Here is a 14,476-nt window from a genome sequence, read left to right as displayed (position 1 = left end):
TGCGACCATCCGGTTGCTTGTATCACGTCAACAGGGCCGTCAGGGGCGTGACCATGGTGACAAAAATGCCTATGACAAATTCAATCGCCGCCAGCAAGGCGCGGTTCAGTACGCCCGTGTACATCAGCAGCACCAGGGCACCGAACACATACAGGCTGTAGCGCTCGATGCTGGCGTAAGGGCGCGCCAGTTGCATCGGCAGCAAGCCTGTCATGATGCGTCCGCCATCGAGCGGCGGCACGGGAATCAGGTTAAAGACGAACATGGCCGCATTCACGCTGACGCCGGCGCCCGCCATCTTGCGGAAAAACATGCCCATTTCCGTCGGCGGCATAACGCTGAGCACGACAAAGGCGATCATCCAGCCCAGGCCCATGACGAAATTGGCGCCAGGCCCGGCAAACGCCACCCAGGCCATCTGCTTCTTCGGATTGCGCAGGCGGCTGAAATCGACGGGCACCGGCTTGGCATAGCCGAACGGTACCTGGATCGCGAAATACAGCATCAAAGGCAGCAAGATCGTGCCGAAAGGATCGATGTGCCGGATGGGATTGAGGCTCAGCCTGCCCTCGTTCGAAGCCGTGGGGTCGCCGAAATAGCGGGCGACGTAGCCATGCGCCGCCTCATGCAGGGAAATGGCAAACAGCACCGGTACCAGGTACACCGCAATGGTCTGGACTATCGTATTGAAATCGCTCATGACCGCGATTCTACCAGAGGCGCCACAGCCTCTTTCTTACGTTGTCATTAAGAACAGGTGAAGACCAGCGCGGCAACAGGCGCGCGACACCCCTCTACAAGCCCAGCACGGCCGGGTCGCCGCGCCCCACGCGCACCACTTCCGCCTCCGGTCCCGTCAAGTCGATCACGGTGCTGGGGCCATGCGCGCAGACGCCGCCATCAATGATCAGGTCGACCAGTTTTTCCAGGCGTTCGCGGATGGTGTCGGCATCCGTCAGGCTCTCTTCATCGCCAGGCAAGGTCAAGGTCGCGCCCAGCAGGGGCTGGCCCAGCTCTTCCAGCAGGCATTGCACGATGCGGTGCTGCGGCACACGCAGGCCGATGGTCTTGCGCGACGGGTGGCTGAGGCGGCGCGGCACTTCCTTCGTCGCTTCCAGGATGAAGGTATAGGCGCCCGGCGTGGCCGCCTTGAGCAGGCGGAACTGGCGGTTGTCGACGCGGGCATACACGCCCAGCTCGCTCAAGTCGCGGCACAGCAAGGTGAGATGGTGCTTTTCATCCACACCACGGATGCGGCGCAGGCGCTCGACGGCGCCCTTGTCGTCGAGCTGGCATACGAGCGCATAGCAGGAATCCGTGGGCAGGGCCACGACGCCGCCGGACTGGATGATCTGCGCAGCCTGCTTGATCAGGCGCAATTGCGGATTGTCGGGGTGAATCTGGAAAAATTGACTCATGTGTAAGCGTTCTGGCGAACCAGCTTGTTAAGTTAGCATTATTGTACGCCGCGTAGCGCGGCGATGCGTTGCTCGATCGGCGGATGGGTGGCGAACAGCGCGCCCCAGCCGCCATTGCCGCCGCTGATGCCCAGCGCCTGCATCGATTGCGGCAGTTCACCCGGCGGCACGCCGCCCAGGCGGGCCAGCGCATGCATCATCGGCGTGGGGCTGCCCAGCAGCTTGGCCGAACCGGCATCGGCGCGGAATTCGCGCTGGCGCGAGAACCAGGCAACGATGATGGACGCGAGCAAGCCGAAGATCACTTCGCACACCATCACGGTGACGAAATAGCCGATGCCGCGTCCGCCACCTTCGCGGTTGTTATTTTTCAGCAGCACATTGTCGACAAAGAAACCCACGACGCGCGCCATGAAGACGACAAAGGTATTCACCACGCCCTGGATCAGGGTCAAGGTCACCATGTCGCCATTCGCGACGTGGGCGATCTCGTGGCCCAGCACGGCTTCGACTTCATCGCGGTTCATGCTTTGCAACAAGCCGGTCGAGACAGCCACCAGCGCCGAATTTTTAAAAGCGCCCGTGGCGAACGCATTCGCGTCGCCTTCGTACACGGCCACCTCCGGCATGCCGATGCCGGCCCGCTCGGACAGCGCGCGCACGGTATTGACCAGCCACAATTCCGTCGACGACGTCGGGTTGTCGATCACGCGCGCGCCCGTGCTCCACTTGGCCATCGGTTTGCTGATCAACAGGGAAAAGATCGATCCCGTGAAGCCCACCACCAGCGAAAACACCAGCAGGCTACCCAGGTTCAAGGTACTGCCACGCGCCGGATTGCCCACGCCCAGCAAACTGAGCACGAGCGACAGCACCAGCATCACGGCCAGGTTGGTTGCGATAAAAAGGACGATACGTTTCATGGGCGTTGGCTCCGGAAAAACAAGAATAGCTAAAAGATAAGTGTGCAGCCGCGACTTTTCAAGCCCGCGCAGGCCAGCCGCGCCCTAGAACCAGTCGTGCCAGATCGGGGTTACATTCGATGGCAGCGGAGGCAACTTGGCAAAATCCACGCGCGATTCGCCCGGCGCATGGAAATCCGTGCCGCGCGAAGCGAGGAAGCCGTAGGCGTTGGCCAGTTGCGCGTATTCGGGATACTGGTCCGGACTGTGGCTGCCCGTGACGACTTCGATGGCCACGCCGCCGAGCTGCTTGAATTCATCGAACAGCACACCTTGCGCCATGTCGCTGAAGCGGTAGCGGCCCGGATGGGCGATGACGGCCACGCCGCCCGCGCCGCGTATCCAGCCCACCGCCTCGGCCAGGGTCGCCCAGCGGTGCTCGACGTAGCCAGGCTTGCCTTCCGACAGGTATTTCTTGAACACGTCGGGGATGTTCGCGCATTTCCCCATTTCCACGATGTAGCGGGCAAAATGCGTGCGCGACATCAGGTCCGGGTTGCCGACGAATTTCAAGGCCCCTTCATAGGCATCGGGGATGCCGGCCAGGTCCAGCTGGCGGGCAATCTCGCGGCCGCGCGCGTCGCGCCCCGAGCGCGTCTGATGCAAGCCCTGCACGAGACCGGGATTGTTTTCATCGACTTGCAAGCCCACGATGTGCACGGTTTCGCCGGCCCACGTGATGGAAATTTCCACGCCGGCCACGAAACGCATGCCCAGGTCCAGCGCGGCCGCGCGCGCGGCGGCAACACCGGACACCTCATCGTGGTCCGTCAGCGCCCACACGTCGACGCCGGCCTTGCGTGCGTACGCGGCCACGGCGGCCGGCGCGAGCACGCCGTCGGAGATATTCGAATGACAATGCAGGTCGACTTTAAGCATGTGAAAACAATACCCTGCACGGGCTCAGCATGGAAGAAGTTTTCATTGTACGCTGCTTGTCAAATCGCGCTGCGGCGTTCCCAACACACATCAGGCCAAAAAGGCTTCCACGAGACGCGCCAGTGCCGCCGGTTGATCATGATGCAGCATGTGGCCCGCATCCGCCATCATCTCGCAGCGCACATCCTTGATGCAGGCCAAACGCCGGTCGATTTCTATGCGCGCCTGTTCCTTGGGCCCCATCCATTGCCACATATTCGTGTCATCGGCCTCGACCCACAGCACGGGCGCCGTGATGCGGCGCCAGCACGCCATCACTTCGTCCACCTGGTACAGGATGGGATTGACCCGCTTGTGCTGCGGGTCGCCCATAATGTCCCACTCGCCCGCCTCGTTCTGCGCCGACCAGTGTTCGGCCAGAAACGCCGCGCGCTCGTCCAGCAGGCGCGGATTGGTCTTTTGCAGGCGTTCGGCCACGGCCTTTTGCGTGGAATAGCTGCGCATGGCGGGCGGCTCGCGCAATTCATCGAGCCACTTGGCGTAGCGGCCCGGCGCCTGCTCCGGTTTTGTTGCCATCATGCCGAAGCCTTCCAGGTTGATGAAGCGGCTGATGCGCTCGGGCCGCACGCCCGCGTACAGGCCGGCCACGTTGGCGCCCATGCTGTGGCCCAGCAGATTGACGGGTGCGTCCGGCGAGTAATGCAGCAGCATGGCGTCCAGGTCGGCCAGGTAGTCGGGGAACCAGTAGGTGTCCGATTGCGTGTAGTCGCTGAGGCCAAAGCCGCGCCAGTCGGGCGCGATCACGTGCCAGTCGCCGGCCAGCTCGTCGACGACGAACTGGAACGAGGCGGCCACGTCCATCCAGCCGTGCACCATGAACAGGATGGGCGCCCCTTCGCGGCCCCAGTGGCGCACGTGCGTGCGGGCGCCGCGGATGTTGATGAATTCGGAACGGGAAAGTTTCATGGGTTTCATCGCATGCCTGCCTTGAAAGTGGCGCGAATGGCGCCACATGCTGTGTCTGTAGATAGTGCGGACATAAAAGTACGACCGTTCGATAATTATACCGGATTGGCGGTCGGCGCTCGGACTTGCCCTGCAACAGCGTAAAATAGCGCAAAACTTCCGCGTCCGGCCGCGCCCGGCGCTTCCACCACCGCCACAGGCTAACGATGACACTCTACCAATTGGGCGCCGATGCGCCGCAGATTGATGCTTCCGCTTTTGTTGCCGACACGGCCAACGTGATCGGCAAAGTGACCCTGGAAGCGAATACGTCCGTATGGTTTGGCGCCACGATTCGCGGCGACAACGAACGCATCACCGTGGGCGTCAACAGCAACGTGCAGGAAGGCGCCGTGCTGCACACGGACCCGGGCTACCCGCTCGACATCGGCCAGAACGTGACCATCGGCCACCAGGCAATGTTGCATGGCTGCACGATCGGCGATGGCGCCCTGATCGGCATCCAGGCCGTGATCCTGAATGGCGCGAAGATCGGCAAGAACTGCCTGGTCGGCGCGGGCGCGCTGGTCACGGAAGGCAAGGAATTTCCCGACAATATGCTGATCCTCGGCTCACCGGCAAAAGCCGTGCGGGCCCTGATGGCAGACGATATCACCAGGTTACAAGGCAACGCCGTGAACTATGTACAGCGCGGCCAGCTATTTAATACGCAACTCAAGAAGATTGGATAAAAGAATGACGACTGAAACCACGGGCGCCGTCAGCGCAGCCGCTACCGGCCAGGATACCCTGCAAAAATTTATTTTCGACAACGCCGCCGTGCGCGGCCAGTTCATCGACGTGTCCCACACCTGGCAGGAAGTGGTGTCGCGCCACGCCTATCCGACGGCCGTGAAAAAAGTGCTGGGCGAAATGGTGGCAGCCGCCGCCCTGCTGTCGGCCAACCTGAAATTCAACGGCTCCATCATCATGCAAATCCATGGTGACGGCCCCGTGCGCCTGATGGTGGTCGAGTGCGACTCCGACCTGCGCCTGCGCGCCACGGCCAAGCTCGACCCGGACGCCATCATCGCCGACGTGGCCACCGTGCCGCAATTGCTCAACGCCACGGGCAAGGGCCGCTTCATCATTACCCTGGACCCGGCCGACAAGGTACCGGGCCAGCAACCGTACCAGGGCATCGTGCCGCTGGACGGCGACGATATGGCGACCGTGATCGAAAACTACATGTTGCGCTCGGAACAGCTCGACACGCGTCTGTGGCTGGCCACGGACGACACCGTCTCGCGCGGCCTGCTGCTGCAAAAGCTGCCCCACCATGGCGGCAAGGCCGAAGCGACGCCCGTGTCGGAAGAAGATGCGCTCGACACGTGGAACCGCGCCGTGATGCTGGCCTCGACCCTGAAAGAGGCGGAAATCCTGTCGACGGACATCGAGACCCTGATGCAGCGTTTGTTCTGGGAAGAAACGATCCGCGTCTTCGACCCGCTGCACCCGAGCTTCCATTGCAGCTGCACGCGCGAAAAAGTCGGCAATATGCTCAAGATGCTGGGCGAGGAAGAAGTCAACAGCACCCTGGAAGAAGTGGGACAAGTGGGCGTGAACTGCGATTTCTGCGGCCAGCACTACGAGTTCGACAAGGTCGATTGCGCGCAGCTGTTCGTCACGGATGCGCCGGCAGAGGTGCTCATACCACCCGCAGCCAGCATTAACTAATTGTAATACTCCCCGCGCCGCCCTTCAGGCGGCGCCTTTGTTTCTGCTGTCATCTTCCCGTCATCAGTTCGTCATCAGCCCGTCACGCGCCGCCGTTACGCTGCGCAGCTTGTATTACTTCCAATACTTTCCACAGGCTGATGATGACCACCCACTTGACGCTGGCCCTGCGCCGCCATTCCTTCCACGTGTTGCTGGGCGCTTGCGCCGCAGGCTTGAGTTTGCCTGCCCTGGCGCAAACGGCCGTCGCCGCCGCCGTGGCTTCGGCCACTACCGACATGGCCGCCGCCGCTGATGACGGCGCACCGATGGCCACCGTGGAAATTTCCTCGCGCAAGACGCGCTCTTCCGTCGCCCTGAGCAAGAATGAAATCCAGAAGATCCTGCCCGGCACGAATCCCCTGAAAGCCTTGCAAACCTTGCCGGGTGTTAGTTTCCAGACAGCCGATCCGTGGGGCAACAACGAACAAAACCTGTCGCTGTTCGTGCATGGCTTTTCCGGCCAACAACTGGGCTACACCATGGATGGCGTGCCGCTGGGTGACCAGCAGTATGGCAACTATAACGGCCTGTCGCCGCAGCGCGCCGTGATCAGCGAAAACGTGCGCAGCGTCGTGCTGTCGTCGGGTGCGGGCGACCTGGCCACGGCCTCGACCAGCAACCTGGGCGGCACCATCGAAACCTATTCCAGCGACCCGCTGGCCACGCAGGGCGCCAGCCTGCAGCAAACCGTGGGCAGCCACCGCACCTCGCGCACGTTTGCCCGCTACGACACGGGCGCCTTCGGCGACGGCAGCAGCGCCTACTTTTCCATACTGCACCACGAAGCGCGGGCCTGGGACTTCGATGCGCGCCAGGGCGGCGACCAGTTCAATGCCAAGTACGTCAACCGCAGCGAGGCAGGCAAGCTGACCCTGTTCTTCAATTACTCGGACAAGATCGAGCCGAACGAAGACAGCACCGTGCACGTGGCCGGCGAGACGAGCGCGCCGTACACGCGCCCCTTCCTGTATCCGGACTTCAAGGCGGCCCTCAATTACCTGTCGCCAACGGGCGCCACGCCGGCCGCCGACGGCAACAATTACCGCAATTACTACAGCGATGCGCAGCGCACCGATTACCTGGCCTACGCCAAGTTCGACGCCAACTTGTCCGAAGGCATGACCTGGTCGAACCAGGTGTATTACCACAAGGATGATGGCGCTGGCGTGGTGGCAGGCCCCATCGGCGTGGCCGGCTTGCCGGGCCTGTTCAGCGTCTACTACCCGAAGCAGAACCTGAAGGAAGTCTTCGGCAACTCGGGCTACGCCGTGCGCACGACGGAATACGACATCAAGCGCGGCGGCTTCATTTCCACACTTCGCAAGGAAATCGGCAATCACCAGCTCGAAGCGGGCCTGTGGCTGGAACAGAACCGCTCGTCCGCCTACCGCCGCTGGTATGCGCTGGACGTCAACAACCCGACGTCGCCGTATGACCGCCCGAGCAATCCCTTGATCACGCAATACGGCAGCGAGATCGACAACAAGGTGGTGCAGCTGCACTTGCAGGATGAATGGCGCATCCGCCCCGATATCGCCCTGCAAGCCGGCTTCAAGTCCAGCCTGCAGTTTGCCGACGGCCAATTCCCCGTGCAGCCGGCCAAGGGCGCCATCGCCGGCGGTTCGACGGCCTTGCCGGTCGGCACCATCAACACGAAAAAATGGTTCCTGCCGCAAGTGGGCGCGCGCTGGGATTTCACGCCGCAAGACCAGCTGTATTTCAACATCCAGAAAAACATGCGCCAGTTCGTCACCTATGGCGGTGGCGGCGCCTCGCCGTGGAGCTTGTCGAGCCAGGCCGCTTTTGATTTGTTCAAGCGCGACGCCAAACCGGAAACGGCCCTCACCTATGAAGTGGGCGTGCGCGGCAGCCATCCATTGAACCTGGGCGCCATCACGTCCATCGATGGGCAAATCAACGTCTACCACGTCGACTTCAGCAACCGCTTGCTGCAGATCAGCCCGACCCCCGTGATTTCCTCTATCATCGGCGGCAATCCCGTGCTGGCCAACGTGGGCAGCGTACGCACGGACGGCATCGATATCGCCGGCACTGTTCACTTCGGCAACAATTTTTCGTTCTACAATGCCCTGTCGTACAACCGTTCGCAGTACGCGGACAATTACAACAATGGCGCCGCGCTGGTCCTGACTGCTGGCAAGAACGTGCCCGGCTCGCCGGAATGGCTGAACAAGTTCGTGGCTTCCGCAACGTTTGGCGATATCGAAGTGCAGCTGACGGGAGACTATGTGGGCAAGCGCTACGCGACGTACACCAACGATTTGTCCGTGCCCAGCTATTTCCTGATGGGCCTGGGCGTGTCGGGCAAGCTGCCGGCCATGGCCAGCTGGCTGAAAAACCCGCGCTGGAGAGTGAACGTCAGCAACCTGGCCAACCGCGAAGGCTCGCTGAACGTGGTGGTCGGCGCGGCCGACAAGACGTACAACACTTTCCCGATCGCCCCGCGTCAGGGCTTCCTCACCTTGACGGCGGACTTCTGATGCGTACGCAAATCTTGCCGCAACGGCATTTTTCGCGCCGCAGCTTCATCCGGGCGGCCGCCAGCGGCCTGGCGCTGGCCGCCGCGCCCGGCTTTGCGGCCGGCCTGCTGGCCACGCCACCTGCCCGTCCGCTCGTGTTCGCCCACCGGGGCGCCAGCGCCCTGCGTCCCGAGCACACGCTGGCGTCGTACGCCAAGGCCATCCTCGACGGCGCCGACTACGTCGAGCCGGACCTGGTCGCCACGCGCGACGGCATCCTCGTGGCGCGCCACGAAAGCAATCTGGTCGACACCACCGACGTGGCGCGCCGTCCCGAGTTCGCCAGTCGGCGCGGCAAGAAGATGGTCGACGGCGAATGGCACGAAGGCTGGTTCGTCGACGACTTTACGCTGGCCGAACTGAAAACCCTGCGCGCCATCGAACGGCTGCCGAAAGTACGTACCGGCAACACCTTGTACGATGGACAATTCCACATCCCGACCTGGGAAGAAATCATCGATTTTGTTGCAGCGCAATCGGCTGCCAGCGGACGCATCATCGGCCTCGTGCCCGAGCTGAAAAGCTCGACCTACTTCCGCGATGCGGGCCTGGCGCTGGAAGACCGTTTCCTGTCGACCATGCTGGCGCACGAATACACGCGCCGCGCACCGATCGAAATCCAGTCCTTCGAAGTGGCAAATTTGAAATACTTGCGCGAAAAACTGGGACGGCGCGCCAACGTGCGCCTGATGCAACTGGTGGTGGGCGGCGATATCCGCCCGACGGACGTGGCCAAGGCGGGCGGCAAGCTGACGTTCGGGCAGATGACGACGCCGGCCGGCCTGCGCGACATCGCCGCCTACGCGGACGTGGTGGCGCCGCCCACGCGAGCAATCATCGCGTTGGGCGCCGACCAGCGCCTGGCCAAGCCCACTGCCATCGTCGACGATGCGCACCAGGCGGGCTTGTTGCTGCACACGTGGACCTTCCGTCCGGAAAACCGTTTCCTGGCGGCCGATTTCCGCGATGGCAATGGCGAGAATGCGCGCAACGAAGCGGGTTCCGTGGCGGAAATGCGGCGCTATATCGAGACGGGGCTGGACGGCTTTTTCAGCGACGATCCGGGTTTGGGACGCATCGCCGCCGGATAAACATTTCGTAACAAATTCTTTTTCAGGGCGTGGCCGGCGGCTACGCCCTTATTATTCGTTTCTTGAATTTCTGAAATTGGAATTTGGAATTAGACATATATCGCGAACTCCATTATTGTGCAATGCAACAACAGACCATTCATGGAGGGCATATGTCCACTTTTACCAACACCTACAGCAACGACAACGTCAACTATTTCAGCAACCTGGGCCGTGCAACGCGCGCCTTCCTGGGCGCCCTGCTCGCTTCCAAGCCGTACAGCGACTTGGCACAGAAGGAAGTCATCGCCAGCAGCGTCGCCAATGAAGAGCGCTATGTGCGCCCAAGCAAGCGTGACATCGCCCTGCTGAACTCGGAAGCGGCACGTTACGAAAACCTGATGCCGAATCTGGCTTCTGAGTTGCGCTTCCTCGCCTCGCGCGGCTAACTCAATACTGAAAGGATTTTTATATGATGATTCTCGAAACCGCACTGATCGCCGTAGCCGTCGTCGTTACCGGCATCCATTTCTACCTGATCTCGACCGGCAAGGCCCGTTTCTGATCAGCAAACAGCAAGACAGTCGTGCATAGCAGTAGAAAGTAAGAAGTACCAGGTAGCAATAAAGCTGTGATATGTCAGCCTGGCAATCGGTCCAGGCTGGCAAGTGGGAAGTACTCAGTGCGGCGCGGCAGCGTCCACCGGCGTTTCCTGCAGTGGCGGGGTTTGTCCCTTGCGCACGATCTGCACGAAAATCTCATTCTGTTTGACCATGCCCAGCTCATAGCGGGCACGCTCCTCGACGGCGCCCGTACCATCTTTCAGGTCGCGCACTTCGGATTCGAGCTTGGCGTTTCGCGCCTTCAATTCCACATTCTTTTTATTCGCCACTGCCACTTGGGCTTCCATGTCGGCAACGCGCAGCCAGCCGCCTTTACCCAGCCAGAGGGGAAATTGGATCAGCAGCAGCAGGGCTGCCAGGGCGAGCGTAATCAGGCGCATGGGGTAGTCGGTTAACAAACCGGCCGGATATCTCCGGCCGGCCAGTGGGTTTTACATCAGCTTACTTCAGATTATAGAACGCATCGCGGCCAGGGTAGCTGGCGATGTCGCCCAGGTCTTCCTCGATACGCAGCAGCTGGTTGTACTTGGCCATGCGGTCCGAACGCGACATCGAGCCGGTCTTGATCTGCAGGGCGTTCGTGGCAACGGCGATATCGGCGATGGTCGAGTCTTCAGTTTCGCCCGAGCGGTGCGAAATGACGGCCGTGTAGCCGGCGCGCTTGGCCATTTCGATGGCGGCGAACGTTTCCGTCAGGGTACCGATCTGGTTGATCTTGATCAGGATCGAGTTGGCGATGCCTTTCGAGATGCCTTCTTTCAGGATCTTGGTGTTGGTGACATACAGATCGTCGCCGACCAGTTGCACTTTCTTGCCCAGTTCCGCCGTCAGGATCGCCCAGCCGTCCCAATCGCCTTCGTGCATCGCGTCTTCGATCGAGATGATCGGGTACTTGTCGCACCAGGTCGCCAGCAGGTTGGTGAACTCGGTGGCCGTCAGGCTCAGGCCTTCGCCTTCCATTTCGTACTTGCCGTTCTTGTAGAACTCGGACGCGGCGCAGTCGAGGCCGATGGCGATCTGCGTGCCTGGCTCGTAGCCCGCTTCTTCGATGGCCTGGATGATCAGCTTGATGGCTTCTTCATGGTTGGCCAAGGATGGCGCGAAACCGCCTTCGTCGCCGACGTTGGTGTTCAGGCCCTTCTTGTGCAGGATCTTTTTCAGCGTGTGGAACACTTCCGCGCCGTAGCGGACGGCTTCCTTGAACGACGGGGCGCCCACGGGAATGATCATGAATTCCTGGATGTCCAGGTTGTTGTCGGCGTGTGCGCCGCCGTTGATGACGTTCATCATCGGCACTGGCATCTGCATGGCGCCCGAGCCGCCGAAATAGCGGTACAGCGGCAAGCCCGCTTCTTCGGCGGCAGCCTTGGCGACGGCCATGGAGACGGCCAGGATGGCGTTGGCGCCCAGACGCGATTTGTTTTCCGTGCCGTCCAGGTCGATCAGGGTACGGTCGAGGAAAGCCTGTTCATTGGCGTCCAGGCCCATGATGGCTTCGGAGATTTCGGTATTGATGTTTTCGCATGCTTGCAGCACGCCCTTGCCGAAGTAGCGCTTGGCGTCGCCATCGCGCAATTCCACGGCTTCGCGCGAACCGGTCGAGGCACCCGACGGTACGGCCGCACGGCCCATCACGCCCGATTCCAGCAACACATCGCATTCGACGGTCGGGTTACCGCGCGAGTCCAGGATTTCGCGACCGATAATATCAACAATAGCACTCATGTCATTCTCCAAAGTTAAGCGTAACAGGGGGCTGCACACTGCGTTCTGATGCGCAATTGCACAAAGGGGGCAAAGAAACTCCCGGCGGGAACCATCAGGCCGGGAGCTGTCTTACGGGTAATACTGTCGCGATCGACCGCGTTATTCAGCAGCGGCGTTGGCTTCTTTGTGCGCCAGCGCTGCCTTGATGAACGAGGTAAACAACGGATGGCCGGTGCGTGGCGTCGACTTGAACTCGGGATGGTATTGCACGCCCATATACCATGGGTGGGCATTTTCACCCGTGCGTGGCAATTCCATGATTTCGCACAAATCTTCGCTCGGCGTACGGGCCGAAACGATCAGGCCAGCCGCTTCGACACGGGCCAGGTAGTGATTATTGGCTTCGTAGCGATGACGGTGACGCTCGGTCACCACGCTGCCGTAGATCTCGGCGGCGAGGGTGCCCGGATTGACGGCGCAGGTCTGCGCGCCCAGGCGCATGGTACCGCCCAGGTCCGAGTTTTCATCGCGCAACTCGACTTTACCATCGTGGTTTTGCCACTCATTGATCAGTGCAACGACAGGTTGATCCGTATCAAGGTCGAACTCGGTCGAATTCGCGTTCGGCATGTCTGCCTTGTTGCGCGCGTATTCGATCAAGGCCACTTGCATGCCCAGGCAGATGCCCAGGTAAGGGATCTTGTTTTCACGGGCGAACTGGGCCGCCTTGATCTTGCCTTCCACGCCGCGCTTGCCGAAGCCGCCCGGTACCAGGATGGCGTCGTACTTGCCCAGGCCGTCGCAGCCGGTCGTTTCGATTTCTTCCGAATCGATGTACTCGATGTTGACGCGGCTTTCCGTGTGGATGCCGGCGTGGCGCAGCGCTTCGATCAGCGACTTGTACGACTCGGTCAGCTCGACATACTTGCCGACCATGCCGACGGTGACTTCCGCCTTCGGGTGTTCCATCGTGTAGATCAGCTTGCTCCAGATCGACAGGTCGGCCGGTGCGGGGTCGAGGTCCAGCGCATCGCAGATGATCTTGTCGAGGCCCTGGTCGTGCAGCATTTGCGGCACCTTGTAGATGGTGTCAACGTCCCACACGGAAATGACGGCGTCTTCCTCGATGTTCGAGAACAGCGAGATTTTCGCGCGCTCGTCTTCCGGGATGGCGCGGTCGGCGCGGCACAGCAGCGCGTTTGGCAAGATGCCGATTTCGCGCAGCTTTTGCACCGAGTGCTGGGTCGGCTTGGTTTTCAGTTCACCGGCCGAGGCGATGTAAGGCACCAGGGTCAGGTGGACGAAGGCCGTGTTCTTGCGGCCGGCACGCAGGCTCAGCTGACGCGCCGCTTCCAGGAATGGCAACGATTCGATATCGCCGACGGTGCCGCCGATTTCGCACAGGGCCACGTCGTAGCCTTCGGCGCCACGGCGGATGTAATCCTGGATTTCATTGGTGATATGCGGAATCACCTGCACGGTCTTGCCCAGATATTCGCCCCGGCGTTCCTTGCGGATCACCGATTCATAGATCTGGCCAGTGGTGAAGTTATTCACCTTTTTCATGCGGGTGGAAATGAAGCGCTCGTAGTGACCGAGGTCGAGGTCGGTTTCGGCCCCGTCGTCGGTGACGAATACTTCACCGTGTTGCATAGGGCTCATCGTGCCAGGATCGACGTTGATATACGGGTCGAGCTTGAGCATGGTGACTTTAAGGCCGCGCGATTCGAGGATCGCGGCGAGGGAGGCGGCGGCAATCCCTTTTCCAAGGGAAGACACAACGCCACCAGTGACGAAGACAAATTTGGTCATTGCAGATGGTGCCGAACGGCACGTGCGGGAAATTGAAATTATACACTAAAGCCCGCCTGCGTCGCCTCCCGCGCGCGGAAATTTGCGCCAAATACCGACTATCCCTCCCCCTCCTGCTGTCTACGCACAACAAAATTGCAAGCTAGCAATAACTGAAATATTTCCAATTCCATACTTTGTGTGGGAGAGCGAACAGACCCTGCCGCACCCTGGCGGCACACTGGCATTTTCAACAGGAGGTCCATCATGAGCTACGAAGAACGCGACGCCTACGGCATGTATGTCAACCGCGGCCACAAAGGTCCCGGCCCGGAACTGATGGGTGCAGACACCCTGATCGGCGACCATGTGCACAACGCCAAGGATGAACATCTGGGCGAAATCAAGGAAATCATGATCGACATGCGCAGCGGCAAAATCGCCTACGCCGTCATGTCGCACGGCGGTGTGTTCACCATCGGCGAAAAGCTCTTCGCCGTGCCGTGGGAAGCGCTGCTGCTCGACACTGTCAACAAGCGCTTCACCCTCAACGTCGACAAGGAACGCATCGAGAACGCGCCCGGCTTCGACACCGATAACTGGCCGAACATGGCGGACCAAGCCTGGGCGACGTCGATCCACAGTTATTATGGAACGACGCCGCGCGAGTATTAAGAGCTGGCCTCATTTGGGGTCAGACCCGCCGGGGGCATGCGGCCCAATGGACCGCATGCCGATTCCAAAGGAACTGACCCCAGCTTT

14 protein-coding genes are annotated in these 14,476 nt (G+C 61.0%); 6 read left to right on the top strand and 8 right to left on the bottom strand.

From position 1 onward, the window contains the following. Window positions 1–22: 22 nt before the first annotated feature. The 5 genes from SKZ59_RS05165 to SKZ59_RS05145 form a co-directional block, all read right to left on the bottom strand. Window positions 23–700: a site-2 protease family protein gene (locus SKZ59_RS05165; protein ID WP_034750684.1), complete on the bottom strand. Its 678-nt coding sequence runs from the start codon at window positions 698–700 to the stop codon at window positions 23–25. A 94-nt stretch (window positions 701–794) separates the two neighbouring features. Continuing rightward, window positions 795–1,418, bottom strand: coding sequence for an L-threonylcarbamoyladenylate synthase (locus SKZ59_RS05160; RefSeq protein WP_070303512.1), 624 nt, complete (start codon window positions 1,416–1,418; stop codon window positions 795–797). A gap of 38 nt (window positions 1,419–1,456) precedes the next feature. Continuing rightward, window positions 1,457–2,341, bottom strand: a complete 885-nt coding sequence (htpX, locus tag SKZ59_RS05155; RefSeq protein WP_070303511.1) for a protease HtpX — start codon at window positions 2,339–2,341, stop codon at window positions 1,457–1,459. Window positions 2,342–2,425: 84 nt separating this feature from the next. Continuing rightward, the gene (locus tag SKZ59_RS05150; protein WP_128142282.1) at window positions 2,426–3,259 is read right to left on the bottom strand and encodes a 3',5'-nucleoside bisphosphate phosphatase; all 834 of its coding nucleotides are present in this window, start codon (window positions 3,257–3,259) and stop codon (window positions 2,426–2,428) included. 90 nt (window positions 3,260–3,349) lie between these two features. Next, window positions 3,350–4,225: an alpha/beta hydrolase gene (locus SKZ59_RS05145; RefSeq protein ID WP_319990995.1), complete on the bottom strand. Its 876-nt coding sequence runs from the start codon at window positions 4,223–4,225 to the stop codon at window positions 3,350–3,352. A gap of 206 nt (window positions 4,226–4,431) precedes the next feature. Here SKZ59_RS05145 and SKZ59_RS05140 point away from each other — a divergent pair, with 206 nt between their 5' ends. The 5 genes from SKZ59_RS05140 to SKZ59_RS05120 all read left to right on the top strand — a co-directional run bounded on the left by SKZ59_RS05140 (window position 4,432) and on the right by SKZ59_RS05120 (window position 10,042). Then, complete coding sequence (locus tag SKZ59_RS05140) at window positions 4,432–4,956, top strand: gamma carbonic anhydrase family protein (RefSeq protein WP_070303509.1); 525 nt, start codon at window positions 4,432–4,434, stop codon at window positions 4,954–4,956. A gap of 4 nt (window positions 4,957–4,960) precedes the next feature. Beyond that, window positions 4,961–5,941, top strand: coding sequence for an Hsp33 family molecular chaperone HslO (gene hslO, locus SKZ59_RS05135; RefSeq protein ID WP_070303508.1), 981 nt, complete (start codon window positions 4,961–4,963; stop codon window positions 5,939–5,941). 140 nt (window positions 5,942–6,081) lie between these two features. Next, a complete protein-coding gene (locus SKZ59_RS05130) occupies window positions 6,082–8,484 on the top strand; it encodes a TonB-dependent receptor (protein ID WP_319990994.1) in 2,403 nt (800 codons plus the stop codon). Next, the gene (locus SKZ59_RS05125) at window positions 8,484–9,614 is read left to right on the top strand and encodes a glycerophosphodiester phosphodiesterase (protein ID WP_319990993.1); all 1,131 of its coding nucleotides are present in this window, start codon (window positions 8,484–8,486) and stop codon (window positions 9,612–9,614) included. Before SKZ59_RS05130 ends, SKZ59_RS05125 begins: the two co-directional genes overlap by 1 nt. A gap of 152 nt (window positions 9,615–9,766) precedes the next feature. Then, a complete protein-coding gene (locus SKZ59_RS05120; RefSeq protein WP_319990992.1) occupies window positions 9,767–10,042 on the top strand; it encodes a hypothetical protein in 276 nt (91 codons plus the stop codon). A 230-nt stretch (window positions 10,043–10,272) separates the two neighbouring features. On the opposite strand, the gene ftsB is transcribed toward SKZ59_RS05120, so the two are convergent. The 3 genes from ftsB to SKZ59_RS05105 all read right to left on the bottom strand — a co-directional run bounded on the left by ftsB (window position 10,273) and on the right by SKZ59_RS05105 (window position 13,735). Beyond that, the gene (gene ftsB, locus SKZ59_RS05115) at window positions 10,273–10,596 is read right to left on the bottom strand and encodes a cell division protein FtsB (protein ID WP_034750706.1); all 324 of its coding nucleotides are present in this window, start codon (window positions 10,594–10,596) and stop codon (window positions 10,273–10,275) included. Between the two features lie 61 nt (window positions 10,597–10,657). Next, window positions 10,658–11,941: a phosphopyruvate hydratase gene (gene eno, locus SKZ59_RS05110; protein ID WP_034750709.1), complete on the bottom strand. Its 1,284-nt coding sequence runs from the start codon at window positions 11,939–11,941 to the stop codon at window positions 10,658–10,660. 141 nt (window positions 11,942–12,082) lie between these two features. Beyond that, the gene (locus SKZ59_RS05105; protein ID WP_319990991.1) at window positions 12,083–13,735 is read right to left on the bottom strand and encodes a CTP synthase; all 1,653 of its coding nucleotides are present in this window, start codon (window positions 13,733–13,735) and stop codon (window positions 12,083–12,085) included. Between the two features lie 246 nt (window positions 13,736–13,981). Here SKZ59_RS05105 and SKZ59_RS05100 point away from each other — a divergent pair, with 246 nt between their 5' ends. Beyond that, on the top strand, window positions 13,982–14,389 hold the full coding sequence (locus SKZ59_RS05100) for a PRC-barrel domain-containing protein (protein ID WP_034750714.1): 408 nt from the start codon (window positions 13,982–13,984) through the stop codon (window positions 14,387–14,389). Window positions 14,390–14,476 lie beyond the last annotated feature (87 nt).

The sequence above is a fragment of the Janthinobacterium sp. GMG2 genome (assembly GCF_033949445.1).
Lineage (GTDB): Bacteria > Pseudomonadota > Gammaproteobacteria > Burkholderiales > Burkholderiaceae_D > Janthinobacterium > Janthinobacterium aestuarii.
Note: the sequence above shows the minus strand (reverse complement) of the source record. Positions and strands in the feature narration are given on the sequence as shown.

Coding starts and splice junctions, on each gene's coding strand:
- SKZ59_RS05165 (WP_034750684.1), bottom strand. CDS start 700: ATGAGCGATTTCAATACGATAGTCCAGACCATTGCGGTGTACCTGGTA.
- SKZ59_RS05160 (WP_070303512.1), bottom strand. CDS start 1,418: ATGAGTCAATTTTTCCAGATTCACCCCGACAATCCGCAATTGCGCCTG.
- htpX (WP_070303511.1), bottom strand. CDS start 2,341: ATGAAACGTATCGTCCTTTTTATCGCAACCAACCTGGCCGTGATGCTG.
- SKZ59_RS05150 (WP_128142282.1), bottom strand. CDS start 3,259: ATGCTTAAAGTCGACCTGCATTGTCATTCGAATATCTCCGACGGCGTG.
- SKZ59_RS05145 (WP_319990995.1), bottom strand. CDS start 4,225: ATGAAACTTTCCCGTTCCGAATTCATCAACATCCGCGGCGCCCGCACG.
- SKZ59_RS05140 (WP_070303509.1), top strand. CDS start 4,432: ATGACACTCTACCAATTGGGCGCCGATGCGCCGCAGATTGATGCTTCC.
- hslO (WP_070303508.1), top strand. CDS start 4,961: ATGACGACTGAAACCACGGGCGCCGTCAGCGCAGCCGCTACCGGCCAG.
- SKZ59_RS05130 (WP_319990994.1), top strand. CDS start 6,082: ATGATGACCACCCACTTGACGCTGGCCCTGCGCCGCCATTCCTTCCAC.
- SKZ59_RS05125 (WP_319990993.1), top strand. CDS start 8,484: ATGCGTACGCAAATCTTGCCGCAACGGCATTTTTCGCGCCGCAGCTTC.
- SKZ59_RS05120 (WP_319990992.1), top strand. CDS start 9,767: ATGTCCACTTTTACCAACACCTACAGCAACGACAACGTCAACTATTTC.
- ftsB (WP_034750706.1), bottom strand. CDS start 10,596: ATGCGCCTGATTACGCTCGCCCTGGCAGCCCTGCTGCTGCTGATCCAA.
- eno (WP_034750709.1), bottom strand. CDS start 11,941: ATGAGTGCTATTGTTGATATTATCGGTCGCGAAATCCTGGACTCGCGC.
- SKZ59_RS05105 (WP_319990991.1), bottom strand. CDS start 13,735: ATGACCAAATTTGTCTTCGTCACTGGTGGCGTTGTGTCTTCCCTTGGA.
- SKZ59_RS05100 (WP_034750714.1), top strand. CDS start 13,982: ATGAGCTACGAAGAACGCGACGCCTACGGCATGTATGTCAACCGCGGC.